We start from the raw sequence: 13757 nt of genomic DNA on the forward strand, positions 1-13757 counted from the left end.
ACCCGGCCGGCGGATGCACCGCAGTGGGGTAAGGGCGCCAACGGGGTGCCCGACGCCCGGTCGCGGTTCGTCGAGCAGTGGCAGGAGTTCGCGGGCGACAAGGGCCCGAAGGCCGGCCGCACACCGCTCCTCGAGGACGGCATGGAGCTGAAGTCGTCGCGGTTCTCGGCGAAGGACGAGCAGTACGTCGAGGGCAACAAGCTGTCACTGGAGACGGTCGCGCAGGTCTATCACATCAACCCCACGATGGTTGGTCTGCTGGACAACGCAAACTACTCCAACGTCCGCGAATTCCGCCGAATGCTGTACGGCGACACCCTCGGCCCGTATCTCGCACAGTTCGAGCAGCGCATCAACGCCCGCCTGGTGAGCCGCGTCGCGGCGCGGCCGGACGCCACGTACGTCGAGTTCAACCTGAACGCGAAGCTCGCCGGGTCGTTCGAGGAGCAGGGCGCGGTGCTGCAGACGGCGGTGGGCGGCCCGTGGATGACCCGCAACGAGGCGCGCGCGAAGCAGAACATGCCGGCCATCGAGGGCGGCGACGAGCTGATCCTGCCGCTGAACCTGGCGCAGAACGGCGACCAGAACCCGACACCGGCAGCTCCGGCCGCCGAACCCGACGACCCAACCGAGGGAGAGAAGAAACGTGGCATCCGAAAGATCAACGGCATCCATGTCCGCCTCTGAGTTGGAGGCCAAGCTCGGCAAGCACGACGCCGCCGGCGTGAAGTCCGTCGTCGTCAAGTTCAAGACCGACGGCCTGGCTGAGGGCGAATTCACCGGCTACGCATCCGTGTTCGGCAACAAGGACTCCTACGGCGACGTCGTCATCCAGGGCGCGTTCACCAACACGCTCGCCGAGTGGGCCCGCAAGGGTGTGCCGATTCCGCTGCTGTGGGGTCACAACACCGCCGATCCGGACTTCAACCTCGGTGAGATCGTCGAGGCCACCGAGGACGAGCACGGCCTGAAGGTCCACGGCCGCCTGGACATGGACTCCCCGAAGTCAGCGCAGACCTACCGGCTGCTGAAGTCCGGTCGGGTGAACCAGATGTCGTTCGCCTACTCGATCGTCGACGGCGCGTACATCCAGCCCGAGGGCGAGGACAAGACCTGGCGCGACGCCTACTACGAGCTGCGGGAACTCGACCTGTTCGAGGTGTCGATCGTCCCGATCGGCGCGAACCAGGAGACCGAGATCCTTGCGGTGAAATCCGTGGTCGGGTCGCTGGCCGCGAAGGCCGGCCGCGCCCTGTCCGCGAAGAACGAGACGGCGCTGCGCGGCGCGCTGACTCAGGCCGAGGAAGTGGTGACCGCGCTCAAAGGTGTGCTGCCGAACGACAGTTCGGCGGACGAGGAAGAAGACCAGGACGACACCAGCGGTAAGGAACCGCCGCCACCCGACGTCAAGTCGGCCGCGGCCACGCCGAGCCCGTCCGTGTACCTGGCGCTGCTAGACGACCGCATCAACTAAGAAGGGAAGACCAAAGGGATGAACCCCAAAGAACAGCTCGCAGCGCTGATCAAGGACGCGCGCGGGGTCGCAGAGAAGGCCCGCGCCGAGAGCCGCGGCCTCACCGAAGACGAGCAAAAGGATCTCGACGCCAAGATGGCCGAGATCGAACGACTCAAGGCGCACATCGCCGCGGGTGAGAAGTCGGCGGCGACGCTGGCCGCGCTCGACGCGATGGCACCGGCCGAGCAGAAGCGCGACGAGGACAACGGCGGCGGTCAGCGCACGGCCGCTAAGTCGCTCGGCGAGCACTTCGTCAAGCACGCGCACGCCCGGATGCTGGAAATCAAGGGCGTGAATGAGGCGTCGGCTGCGGCACCGGAGTTCCGGACGAAGGCTGCTGGCGACAATCACGTCGTAGGGGGATGGGCCGCGGGCGTGCCGCTGCTCACCGACTACGACCGCACCGTCGTTCAGGCGTTTCGACCGCGGCTGACCGTCGCTGATCTGCTGGGCGCCGGAACGGTGGCGGGTAACGCCATCAGCTACCTGGTGGAAGGTGCCCGCGAAGGTGGCTTCGCGACCGTCGCCGAGGGTGGGCTGAAGCCGCTGATGCACTACGTCAACCCGACGGCAGTGGTCGACGCGCTGAAGAAGATCGCCGGCCGGATCAAGCTGACCGACGAGTTCATCGAGGACGCCGAGTTCCTGAAGTCGGAGATCGACGGCCGCTTGCTCTACGACCTCGGCTGGTTCGAGGAGCAGCAGCTCCTCGTCGGCAACGGCACAGGCCAAAACCTTGTCGGCATCCTGAACCGGTCGGGCATCCAGACCGAGACCGGCGCGTCGATCGCTGACAACGCCGACGCCATCTTCCGCGCCATCACCAAAATCTCGGTGAACTCGGGTCTGCCGGCCGACGGCATCGTCATCCACCCGACGGACTACCAGGCGTTCCGTCTTAAGAAGGACGCGAACAACCAGTACTACGGCGGCGGCTTCTTCGCTGGCCAGTACGGGGTCGGTGGCGTGCCGGAGAACCCGCCCCTGTGGGGTCTGCGCACGGTGGTCACCCCGGCCATCGCGGCGGGCGCTCCGCTGGTCGGTGCGTTCGCCACCTCGGCGACGCTGTACCGCAAGGGCGGCATCCGGGTCGAGTCGACAAACTCCAACGTCGACGACTTCGACAACAACCTCATCACCATTAGAGCTGAGGAAAGGGTCGCCCTGGCGGTCCGTCGTCCCCTCGGTTTCTGCAAGGTGACGCTGGGGACCACCTAGTCCAATGGATGGGCTGCGGCGTTGCTCTCGATGCGGAGTGGCGAAGGACGTCAACGACTTCCGTGAGACTCACGGCGGGCGTTGGCGCTCTAGCCACTGCAAGGAGTGCGCCGCAGCCTATCTGCGGGATTGGCGTGAACGTAACGCCGATCGTCTGCGCACTGAGCGGCGCGATAGGTACCAGAACGAAGATCCCACCGTCCGTGAGCAGAAGAGGCGAAGCGACCGCGAGGCGTACGCCAAAGACCCCGACAGGCGGCGCGACTCTCGGCTGCGTTGTCAGTTCGGTATCACTCTGAGCGAGTACCGGGCGATGGAGGATTCGCAGAGCGGTGTGTGCGCAATCTGCGGACTTGAGTGTGTCAGTGGACGTTCGCTGGCCGTTGACCACGACCACGGCACCGGTGAGGTACGCGGACTGTTGTGCGCCAACTGCAACCGAGCGATCGGCTTATTCAAAGACGACCCCGGTCGGTTGATGGCGGCGGCAGCGTACCTGTTGAGTTTCCAAGATGTGCTGAACCAGAGAGGAATTGAGAGATGATGCGTGAGTACAACGTGATGGGCCCCGCCGGTCCGTACAGCGTCCAGTTGTCCGAGGAGGATGCCAAGGCCCGCGGGCTGAATGCGTCCGATTCGGTGGATGCAGTGAAGGCCAAGGCTGCTGAGGCTGAGGCCGAGGCGCGCCAGGCCGAGGAGGAGGCGAAGGCGAAGGCTGCGGCCGAAGCTCGAGCTGCCGAGGAGGCGAAGGCCGCTCACACGGTCAACAAGCAGGCCACGCCTGCGAATAAGGCTGCGACACCAGCCAATAAGGGCTGATGACCGCTCCTACACCGCAGGACGTCGCGCGGTCCGCCGCGCGACGTTTCTGCGGCTGGCACGTCACCCCGGTCCGTGAGGACGACGAGGTGACGATCGACGGACCCGGATCGGGGCTGCTGGTGCTGCCGACGCTGCGCCTCGGCGAGCTGACCGGTGTCGTCGAGGACGGCGTCGCGCTCGACGTCGGCACCGATCTGTACGTGTCTGCGCGCGGGCTGGTGCGCAAGCGGTCCGGGGCGTGCTGGTCTCGGCATTACGGCGCGATCACGGTGACGATGACGCACGGTTTCGCCGCCGAGGAGGCGCTGGATTTCGAGGCTGCCGTGTTGTCGTACGCGGAGAGGTCGGACGGCGACAAACCGCGCGTCGTCGGCCCCTTCCAGTGGGACACCAAGCTGATGGCCCCCGGGTCGGCGTTCAGCGTTGCAGAGCGCTCACTGCTTGAGCAGTACCAGTTGGAGTCTGCGCCGTGAGCGAGCAGGTGATCCGGCACCGCGGCGGCGGCCGCGACGACAACAGCCAGATCATTCCGGCGTCGTCGACACCGTTGACGGCGATCGGAGTAGCGCTGGGCATCGTACCGGGTGTCAGACCGCGGCAGCGGATCAGCAGCGGCCGCGACGGCGAAGACACCGCCGCCATCGTGTACTTCGCTCCCGGGACGGATCTGGTGAACAGCGACGAACTCACTGTCCGCGGGAAGCGGTACCGGATCATCGTCAACGACTGGCAGATGCAGGGACGCGGCGGACTCGAAGTGCTGTGCGCGAGGGGGCAAGGATGACCTTCGAGCTGAATCAGCGGGGCGTCGAGCACGTCCTGAAGGAAATGGCGGCCAACCATGTCCGCGCGGTGGCCGACAAGGTTGCGGCCGCAGCCGGCGAGGACGCCGAGGTCGCCGAGTACACGACCGACCGCGCGGTTGCCTCAGTGCGGGTGCCGGCTCACCAGCAGGCCAAGGACGGGGTTCTCACCCGCGCCGCCGCCGCAGCGGGCCTTGAAGTGCGGTCGAAGTGAGAACTGAGTTCGAGCCGAAAGACGTTGTCCGCCTTATCAAAGACTGGTTGAAAGACGACCTGGCCGAGACGTTCCCGTCGCTGACGGTCGCGCTTGAGTTGCCGTCGGGCTGGACGCTGGGTTCGGACCCGGTGCTGGTGCTCGCCGACGACAGCGGCCCGATGAGCTTGTGGCCGGCCGCGACGTCACCGGCGATCCGCGTCACGTCGTGGACGGCGGGCCGGAACCGCACCTACGTACACAAGGCGCTCACCCGGCTGCTGATCGCGCGAATCCCAGGTATCGCCGCGCTGCTCCCCGGCGCCGGCGTTGTAGATGCCCGCGATCCCAAGACCGGGGGCGACTTGTCGTCGTTCACCGTGCGGGCGCGTGCTCGCACCGCAGTACCGCAGTAAGACCGCGCGCACGCGCACCGATCTGCCTCACTCAAACCCGGGTGGGGTTATTTCAGCCCGCGAGGGCAATTTCGCAACGCCCTTGAAGGAGGGAAATTCGCAATGGTCAACACCACTAAAAACCCAAACCTCACCACCATTCCGGATGAAGCCGAGGTGTGGCTGATCCTGAAGGAGAACGTCACCAACATCGCGGACAAGATCCCGGCATCGGTGACCATCGATGCGGCAGCGCTCGCGCAGCTGGGCTGGGAGTTCTCCGGTCTGATCGACGACAAGAAGGGCATTCCCCTCGACCCGACGATCGAGGTCAAGGAATACGACGCGTTCGGCCGGCCGCGGTTCCGGATCAAGCTCATCAAGGGTGCGCTGAAGACGGGATTCACTGCGCTGGAAACGAATTCCACGACCAAGAAGATCGTGCTGCCGGGCTCGGCGCCGAACAAGATCGGCGCGCCGAAGGACGTGCAGATCTACGTGCTGTACCGGTTCGTCGACGAGGACCGCCCCACCATTTGGGTCACGCTGACCCCGGCCCCGGTCGAGCTGAAGGGCCACGGCGGCATCGTCCAAGGCGAGCTGTCGTGGGCTGAGCTGACCGTGCACCACACCACCGACGCCGCCGGCGACATCTTCCAGGTCGTCGACGAATCCGCCGACGACGTCGCGAAGACGTTCACCATCGCCGCAGGCGTGACGTCATACACGGCGACGGTGAGCGGATCGACCACGACAGCGATCGCGACCAAGACCAAGGCGGCGTTGCAGACCGCGTTGCGGGCGCTGCCCACCGTCCAAGCGTTGCCGGCGCCGGGTGTGACGGTCGACGGGCCCGACGGTGGCCCGCTGGTGGCGACGTTCACCGGACCGGTCACCGGGGTCTCGGCCACCGGCACCGGCGGAACGGTGACGGTTCCGTGACCGCTGCCAAGTCGAACGTGTCTCGCATCCCCGCAAACGCGCCGAAGCCGCAGGACCGCAACCCAAAGAAGACACCCGCTCAGAAGGCGGCCGTCAAGGCGTTGCAGGCCGAAGCGGAGGACGGCTACGTCACCGTAGAGCAGTGCGGTGTCGTGCTGCGCATCCCGGTGGCAGGCAAGATTCCGCTGGCCGCGGTCATCGAGTTCGAGCAGGACAACAACCTGCGCGGCACCGAACTGCTACTCGGCGAAGAGCAGTGGAAGGCGTTCCTGGCGGCCAACCCGACCCTCGACGACTTCGAGGCTATGGGCAAGCAGCTCGAGGAGCTCACGGGAAACTTGTAAGCCTCTGGCGTCTGCTGTGCGAACACAGCGACGCGATAGAGGCTGACCTGCTGCGGTTCTACCGAATTGACCTGCTCGACTTCTTCCGCGGCACGCTGACAGCGCGCCGACTCGGCGTGCTGATACGGCAACTGCCCGTCGAGTCGGCGCTCGTCCGCGCGCTCAACGACGGCCGTGTGCCGTGGGGGAACCTTGAGCACCTGGTCGCCGATCACTGGGCGCTGACCCTGATGGTCAACAGCGGCGCCAACGCGCGTTTCCGAGACCATCCGACACGCGCCGAAATTCAACAGAAGGCCCACGCCGAGGCCAAACAGGCGAGAGTCATCGACTTGCGCGCCAAATTCGAAAAACGCAAGCGCACATACGGATTGGGGTGATCTGACTATGGAAAATATCGGTTACGCTGCCCTGCAGATCATTCCGTCCCTGCGCGGTGTCCGCGAAGCGATCCTGCGTGCGACACGCAATCTGAACGCCACCGTCGACGTCGACGTGTCGGGTGCGCGGGAAGCCGGCGCGCGCGCGGGCCGCGACGTGCGTTCTGGCATGCAGGGGGCGCGCATCGCCGACGGTCTGCACCGCCAGGTCGATGAAGAGCTGTCAGCGGCGAACGCGAAGCGGACCGGTAGCCGGTTCGGGTCGAGCCTGGGGGCGTCGATCCTGTCAAGTGTTCGGTCCATCGGTTCGGGATTCGACCAGGTCGCTTCACATGGCATGTCGATCTTGCGGAACATCGGTGCGATCGCGACGGGCACGAAGATTGCTTCTGTTGCGGCGCAGGTGCTTTCACGTTCTCTGCTGGGTGCGAGTACCGCGCTGGCCGCGCTGGCCGCGCTGGGCGGTGGCGGTGTGGGTCGGTTGGCCGCCGGTCTGGGGTTGGTGTCTCGCGCCGCGGGGGGCGCCGCCCGCGACATTGGCCGGATCACGTCGTCGCTGATCGTGCTGTACGGCGTTGGTCGTGGCCTGTCGCTCCTGAGCAACATTGGGAAGTACGCCGCGGTGGGCACGATCGGATTGACGGCGCTGCTGGGTGTCGCGACCGGCGTGGCGTCTCTGCTCGGCGGGCCGATGGTTGCGGCGCTGAAGGCGATGGCCGCGGCGATGGGCATCGCGGCCGGTGCAGCGGCCGGCATCCTCGGTCCGGCGCTGCTCTCGCTGGGGCTGGGCTTCAAGGGCATGCAGGACGCGGTGAAGGCATACACCGCCAGCGATGGCGGTGTGTCGCAGGCGAAGGCGGTCGCGACAGCGAGCAAGCAGGTCGCCGCCGCGGAGAAGGGCGTCGAGCGCGCCAAGCGTGATTCACGCGAAGCCGAGAAGGATCTGACCCGGGCACGCAAAGACGCGCTCGAGCAGATCGAGGACATGAACCTCGCGCTCAAGGGTTCGGCGTTGACGGAGCGGGACGCGCAGCTGTCCCTGCTCGAGGCGCGACGTGACCTACAGAACCTCGGCAAAGACGGTCAGTCGTTCGACATGCTTGACCGAGAGCGGGCGATCCTGCGGGTGCAGGAGGCCGAGCAGCGCCTGGCCGAGACGCAGGAATCCAATGGGGATCTCGCGGAGAAGGCCGCCGAGCAGAACCGTGTCGGCGTTGAAGGCTCCGATGAGGTCGTCGCCGCCAAGCAACGGGTCGTCGACGCGAACCAGGCGGTCGCCGACGCCGAGCAGCGCGTCGCCGACGCTCAGCAGGCGCTCGCCGACGCGCAGAACGCCGGCCAGTCCGGGGTAGACCCGTTCGACCTGATGATCGGTCAGCGGATGGCGCCCGCGATCGACGCGGTCAAGGGTTTGAAGCAGACCGTCACGGACAGTCTGACAACTGCCCTGGTGCCGGCGTTCAGCACTTTCGGCGCGTTGATCGACGGCATGAAGCCGAAAGTGTCTGGCCTGTCGACACTGTTCGGCGGAATCGGCACCGATGTGACGAACGCGCTCGCCGGTCCGGTGGCGAAGAAGGGCTTCGACGACATGCTCGCCGCGTCGAGCACGTTCTTCACCGCGTTCAGGGGAACCAACGGGCTGGGCGGTCTTGCAACAGGTTTGGTGAGCTTCGCTGGGACCGCGGCGAAGACTTTCGCGGATGTTGGTAGGACCATCGGTCTTGCGTTGGGGTCGGTCGGGGAGCGGTTGAAGAACATCAGCCCCGCGCAGATGACCCTCGCGTTCGAGGCGCTCCGGAAGGTCTTCGAGAACATCCGCAATGTCGTGGGGCCGATCTTTTCCGGGCTGAAGGATCTGGGTGGGATCAGCGCGCCCGCGCTGGCGCCGGGGTTCAAGGCCATCGGCGACGCCATAAAGCAGGCCACCCCAGGTGTGATGGCGATGGCGCGGGAACTCATGCCAGCGCTCGGCCAGGCGCTGCACAACTTGGCTCCCGTCATTCCCGGAATCGTCAACTCGATGGGTCCGTGGTCGACGGTGGTGGCGGCGTTGGCACCCCACATCGGCACCCTAGTCGCGCACCTCGGTCCGCTGACACCGTTGATCCTCGGAGTCGCGTTGGCGGCCAAGGGCATCGGTGCGGCGATGCTGCTGTGGAACACCGCGGCGGCAGCAGCGTCGATCGCGCAAGGAGTGTTGGCTGCAGCCACCGGCGCCGGGACGGCGGCGCTGGGAACCAACTCGATCGCGCTAGCGGCGCACAAGGTCGCGCTGGGTGTCGGCGCCGCAGCCACGGGTGTGATGTCGGTGGCCACCGCGGCGTTCAACGCGGTTCTCGACGCGAACCCCATTGCCCTGGTGGTGCTCGCCATCGCCGGTCTCGTCGCCGGAATCATCTACGCGTACAAGCATTCCGAGACGTTCCGCAACATTGTGCAGGCCGCCTGGACGGGCATCAAGACCGTGGTGTCCGCGGTGTGGGACTGGATGTCGACGACGTTGTGGCCGGGCATCAAGGCGGCATTCCAGGGCATCGGCGATGCGGCGATGTGGCTGTGGAACAACGCTCTGAAGCCTGCCTGGGAAGGCATCCGGTCGGGTATGGAGGTCGCGTGGGCCGCCATCAAGGTCGTCTTCGATCTGTGGAAGACCGAGTGGCGGCTCATCGGTGAAGGCGCGATGTGGTTGTGGAACAACGCCATTGCGCCCGCGTGGGAGGGCATCAAGACAGCGTTCAGCGGCGCGTGGGGCTTCGTGTCCGGGATCTTCGACAAGTTCAAGTCCGGGTGGGACACCCTGAAGAACGGTGTTGTCGGCGGCGCCCAAGCCATCAAGGACGGTCTCACCGAGGCGTTCCGCGGTCTGTCCGACATCATCAAGGCACCGCTGCACGCGCTCGGCACGCTGCTTGAGGGCATCCCCACCGAAATCCTCAACATCACCGTGCCCGGTGCGGACGCTTTGAAAAACTGGGGCAAGAGCCTGAAGAGCCTGTCGACTGGCGGGTACACCGGGGCGATCCCGATCGACCAGGTTGCCGGTGTGGTGCACGGCGGCGAGCACGTCATCAAGGCCACGTCGCGACGTCGAATCGAGAACGCCTATCCCGGGCTGCTGGACTTCCTGAACAACAACGGCGAACTCCCCATGCCCGGGTACGCCGAGGGTGGGCGAGTGTCGGCGGCCGAACTGAGTCAGTTCGCGCGAGGCGTGGAAGGCAAGCCCTACAAGTGGGGCGGCACGAACTGGGGTGACTGCTCGGGCGCCGTGTCAGCGATCGCGAACTACGCGACCGGTCGCTCACCGTTCTCGTCCCGATTCGCCACCGCCTCCGAAGCGGCAGAGCTGGCGGCGCGCGGTTTCAAGTCAGGCCTCGGCCCCGCCGGCTCACTCAACATCGGTTGGTTCAACGGTGGACCCTACGGTGGGCACACGGCCGCCACCCTCCCGGACGGCACAAACTTCGAAATGGGAGGTCGTCGCGGCAACGGACAGTTTGGCGGAAGTGCCGCCGGCGCGAACAGTCCGTCATTTACGGACCACGCATTCCTGCCGCCAGAGTTTTTCTCCAAGGCGCCCGGAACGGGCCTTCAGCTCGACGGAGGGGCACCCACGACAGGAACTCCCGGTTCGGGATTTCAGTTCTCCGACGCCAGCGCGGCACCGCTGCCGAGCTCCGGGCGTGGGTCTGGTGCTGGCCTTCCGTCGTCGTTCTCCGATGCGGCCGCAATGCCCTTGTCTCAGCTGGGCGGTGCAATCACCGGCGGAGACAAGAGAGGCGATCAGATCGGACCCGCCCTAGGCGAAGTCGTTGGCGGGCAGGTCAAGTCGGCGCTCGGCGTGTTCGGCGTCAACGACTCTCCACCAATCTTCCAGGCCGCGTCGAAATTGCTCAGCGGGGTCAAGGTTTCGGGTGGCGACGGCAGCACGATCTTCGACGGCTCGAACCCGTTCGGAAGTTTCGGGGGGTCTGGCACGTCGGCGGCGCCGATCTCCGCGACATCCACGACCAGGGCGGCGGCACCGCCGTCCGACACCGGTGGGAATACTCACGGCGGCCGCGCCGGGCAGGCACCCGGCCCGACTTACAACATCCGCACGGCCACCGTCGAAGACGCCTTCTTGCAGGCGCAGCGCCAGGAACGCGAGAATGCCGCAGCGAAATTGAGCAGATTCTAAGTGGCCGTAGCAACAATCACCCTGGAATCAACCAACGGTGATTCCGTCGTGGTGTCGGCACCCAACGAGGACTTCCTCACCGACGACATCATCCTCGACACAAACCCGGAAGGCTTGTACGCCACCGGATTCACGGTGCGCACCCAGTCCGGCGCGTTCGAGACAGGCGGCAGGATCGTCGGAGAGCAAGTACCGATCCGCGAGATGGTGCTGCCCTTCCACATCACCCCGGCCACACGATCGCGATTTCAAAGGCTCTGGGGGACACCAGGAAATTTCCAGAAGGTCCGCTGGCACTACGACGGCCCATCGGGCCGCCGATCGCTCACGCTGAAGCTGTCCAAGGAAATCAAGTACACCACCGAGAACGGGTTCGACGCCGACATCGACGACTCCTACCACGCGGTGGTAGTTGCGCTGGCGGTCAATCCGATGTTCGAGGCCGCCGAGGACTCCGCGGAATGGGTCAACCCGGACGACCGTTTCACACTCACCGTCAAGGCAGACGGCGGTAACTTCCTGCTCAGCTTCGCCGGGCAGACCATCAGCAATCAGTACACCCTCGTCACCTCGGCGGCCGGCGGAACCTTCACCCTGACGTTCGGCGGGAAGACCACCACGGCGATCCCATGGAATGCGAACGCCGCGACGGTGCAGGCCGCACTCGAGGCGCTCTCGTCGGTCGGTGCAGGGAATGTCACCGTGACCGGCACAGCGGGCGCAACCTTCGTGCTGAGCAACTTCCGGGTCGTATTCGCCAACGTGTCCGGGCCGCTCACCGGGTCGGCGGCCAACCTAGACGGCGTCGGGCAGCGCGTCACGATCACGCCGGGGATTCCGTGGAATGTGAGCCCAGCGGCGCTGCAAACGTCGTTGGCGTTGTTGTCGTCGGTCGGCGCGGGGAAGGTCACCGTGACCGGCACCCCGGCGACCGCCACCACCGCCGGCAACTACCTGATCGTGTTCGCGGCGGGCACCAACGGCGTCCTCACCGGACCCGGGACGACGAGCAGCCTGACCGCGGGCGGCTTCTGGGGCGACCTCGGACTGCAGTACGGCAGCGCCACCGTGGCTTACGCGCCGAACACTGGCTGGTTTGAGGTGTGGAATCCGACGGATCAGCCGTTGTGGCTGGACTGGGAGTTTGACCCGGCCGAGGAATGGCAGTTCCCGGATTTCGCGTTTGGGCAGGAACGTAAGTGGGGCCGCGCGGTGGGTGCGGACGCTGCTCGCATGATCGTGACACCGAAACTGACGCAGCTTCTTTCGGTGATGGTCGATCCGTTCATGGACACCTACGTGAGCGCTGACCTGTCGAACGCGGCCGGCCTGTTCAACGGCGTCGAACCGTTGTACATGGTGCCGCCCTACACCGCGAGCGAGGACGATCCGGAGGTGATGCCGGTGGTGTGCCGAGGGCCTGCCGGGTCGAAAGTTACTTTGCGGCAACGTCGTTTCTGGTCAGCCGAAAGCGGGTTGGAAGCATGAAGGAGATGACGCTGCAACTGATCGCGGGCACACCAACGACTGGATTGTGGTGCGACATCTGCCTTCTGCCCAGCCGATACGACGTCCCGGTGTACTTCCTCGGTGCTGATGGCCCCGTGCAGATCGGCACCTACACCCACTGCGATGGACACGACGCATGACCGTCGCGGCGTTCGCCGAGCCGTTCGTCGGGACCGATCACGACGACTTCAGCGCGTGGGCGCGCGAGGTCCGCGACTACCGCATCGAGCGCGCCTACGACCGCCCCACGATCAAGCTCTACGACGGCGAGTGGGTGTACCGCGGCACCGTTTACGGCGAGATCGCCGGGAACGTCGCCCTGAAGATGAACGACACCGGGACCATCCAGCTACGGCTGCCCATCGACCTCGACGACCCGCGCCGCACCTGGGCCGCTTTCTGGGCGCTCGACGAAGAATCCCGCGGCACCACCAACATTCACATCATCGTCGAAACGATGGGCGCCCGCATCGGTGGCCGCATGAAACCCAAGAACGGTGTCACCGTCACACGCGGCGAGAAAGGCGACGAGGTTGTCATCGACTTCCTCGACGACATCGAGGAACTGAAATACGTTCACACAGCAGGGAACCCGTTCCTGCCGTTGTCACTGATCCAGCAGCCGAAGGCGTGGATGCTGCTTGAGCGGGCCGACTACGCGATCCTGCTCACGCTGACCGCCAACCTGCTGCGACTTTCCCTGACCAACATCGACATCGGCGACTTACTGAAGCTGCTCAATCCGGCCAACTGGACTGTCGAAAACCTCGTCAACGCGTTCCTGAACTTCTGGCAGCAATCTCAAATTGTTGTCGTACCACGCACATTCGACGATTCACTTGCTCCTCTATCGCTGGTGGTCGGCAGCATCAACACCAACATGTTCGATGTCGCCGCACCGATCCTGGAAGATGCCGAACTGCAGTGGGATCTGCGGCGCTGGCTCACCGGCGATCCCGAGCCGTGGCCCGGTGCCGGCACGAACTGGCGCAACGGCACCCTGATGGTGCGGATCGTCGACAAGTCGGGATTCCGTCAAGGCACATCACTGGGCGGGAACCTCCTCACAGGCCTGACCAGGACCATTGCCGATCTGCTGGCCAATCAGGTCGAGGACAGCTACGACCTGTTCACCGGCGAGTCGACGATCGACCCCAACGGCTACCGGCTCCCCGGACTCTTAGGCACACTGCCCGAGCACCCGTACGTGGTGTACCGCGACGGCGACATCACCGGCATCCAAACGAGCGAGTTCTCCCGCTCGCCAGGCGGTCCGGGCCGCATCACCGTGGGCGGCCAGAGTATGCCCGGCGTGAACGAACTGATCAGTGCGGCAATCCAATACGCCGGTAACGTTCTTGGAGACAACCTAACGGCCAACCTCAGCTTCGGCGCGGGCTTCGACCTCAGCGTCGGGTCGATCGGCAGCTCGTTGGATGCGTTCCTGAACCC

The 13757-nt window shown here is 65.6% G+C and carries 16 protein-coding genes; all 16 read left to right on the top strand.

Annotated elements, in window-relative coordinates:
* On the top strand, positions 1 to 687 hold a 687-nt coding region (locus CYU59_RS07160), incomplete at its 5' end, for a phage portal protein (RefSeq protein ID WP_292980946.1).
* Positions 674 to 1474, top strand: a complete 801-nt coding sequence (locus CYU59_RS07165; protein WP_292980948.1) for an HK97 family phage prohead protease — start codon at positions 674 to 676, stop codon at positions 1472 to 1474. The genes CYU59_RS07160 and CYU59_RS07165, both read left to right, overlap by 14 nt.
* An 18-nt stretch (positions 1475 to 1492) precedes the next feature.
* On the top strand, positions 1493 to 2734 hold the full coding sequence (locus CYU59_RS07170) for a phage major capsid protein (protein WP_292980951.1): 1242 nt from the start codon (positions 1493 to 1495) through the stop codon (positions 2732 to 2734).
* Positions 2735 to 2771: 37 nt separating this feature from the next.
* Positions 2772 to 3278, top strand: a complete 507-nt coding sequence (locus CYU59_RS07175; RefSeq protein ID WP_292980954.1) for an endonuclease VII domain-containing protein — start codon at positions 2772 to 2774, stop codon at positions 3276 to 3278.
* Complete coding sequence (locus CYU59_RS07180; RefSeq protein ID WP_292980957.1) at positions 3275 to 3553, top strand: hypothetical protein; 279 nt, start codon at positions 3275 to 3277, stop codon at positions 3551 to 3553. Before CYU59_RS07175 ends, CYU59_RS07180 begins: the two co-directional genes overlap by 4 nt.
* Positions 3553 to 4029 carry a hypothetical protein gene (locus CYU59_RS07185; protein ID WP_292980960.1) on the top strand — a complete coding sequence of 159 codons (477 nt, stop codon included), beginning with the start codon at positions 3553 to 3555 and terminating at the stop codon, positions 4027 to 4029. Before CYU59_RS07180 ends, CYU59_RS07185 begins: the two co-directional genes overlap by 1 nt.
* Complete coding sequence (locus CYU59_RS07190; protein ID WP_292980963.1) at positions 4026 to 4340, top strand: hypothetical protein; 315 nt, start codon at positions 4026 to 4028, stop codon at positions 4338 to 4340. The genes CYU59_RS07185 and CYU59_RS07190 overlap by 4 nt, the downstream gene beginning before the upstream one ends.
* Positions 4337 to 4573, top strand: coding sequence for a hypothetical protein (locus CYU59_RS07195; RefSeq protein WP_292980965.1), 237 nt, complete (start codon positions 4337 to 4339; stop codon positions 4571 to 4573). The genes CYU59_RS07190 and CYU59_RS07195 overlap by 4 nt, the downstream gene beginning before the upstream one ends.
* A complete protein-coding gene (locus tag CYU59_RS07200) occupies positions 4570 to 4968 on the top strand; it encodes a hypothetical protein (protein WP_292980967.1) in 399 nt (132 codons plus the stop codon). Before CYU59_RS07195 ends, CYU59_RS07200 begins: the two co-directional genes overlap by 4 nt.
* Before the next feature lie 102 nt (positions 4969 to 5070).
* Positions 5071 to 5889, top strand: coding sequence for a hypothetical protein (locus CYU59_RS07205; RefSeq protein WP_292980970.1), 819 nt, complete (start codon positions 5071 to 5073; stop codon positions 5887 to 5889).
* Positions 5886 to 6233 carry an adenylosuccinate synthase gene (locus CYU59_RS07210; RefSeq protein ID WP_292980972.1) on the top strand — a complete coding sequence of 116 codons (348 nt, stop codon included), beginning with the start codon at positions 5886 to 5888 and terminating at the stop codon, positions 6231 to 6233. Before CYU59_RS07205 ends, CYU59_RS07210 begins: the two co-directional genes overlap by 4 nt.
* Positions 6234 to 6349: 116 nt before the next feature.
* Positions 6350 to 6613, top strand: coding sequence for a hypothetical protein (locus CYU59_RS07215; protein WP_292980975.1), 264 nt, complete (start codon positions 6350 to 6352; stop codon positions 6611 to 6613).
* Between the two features lie 7 nt (positions 6614 to 6620).
* Complete coding sequence (locus CYU59_RS07220; protein WP_292980978.1) at positions 6621 to 10796, top strand: hypothetical protein; 4176 nt, start codon at positions 6621 to 6623, stop codon at positions 10794 to 10796.
* Positions 10797 to 12284, top strand: coding sequence for a hypothetical protein (locus CYU59_RS07225; RefSeq protein WP_292980981.1), 1488 nt, complete (start codon positions 10797 to 10799; stop codon positions 12282 to 12284).
* 5 nt (positions 12285 to 12289) lie between these two features.
* Positions 12290 to 12445, top strand: coding sequence for a hypothetical protein (locus CYU59_RS07230; protein WP_292980984.1), 156 nt, complete (start codon positions 12290 to 12292; stop codon positions 12443 to 12445).
* A partial coding sequence (locus tag CYU59_RS07235) for a hypothetical protein (protein ID WP_292980987.1) occupies positions 12442 to 13757 on the top strand: 1316 nt, incomplete at its 3' end. The genes CYU59_RS07230 and CYU59_RS07235, both read left to right, overlap by 4 nt.

This window comes from Mycobacterium sp. (assembly GCF_002863225.1).
Taxonomy (GTDB): Bacteria; Actinomycetota; Actinomycetes; order Mycobacteriales; family Mycobacteriaceae; genus Mycobacterium.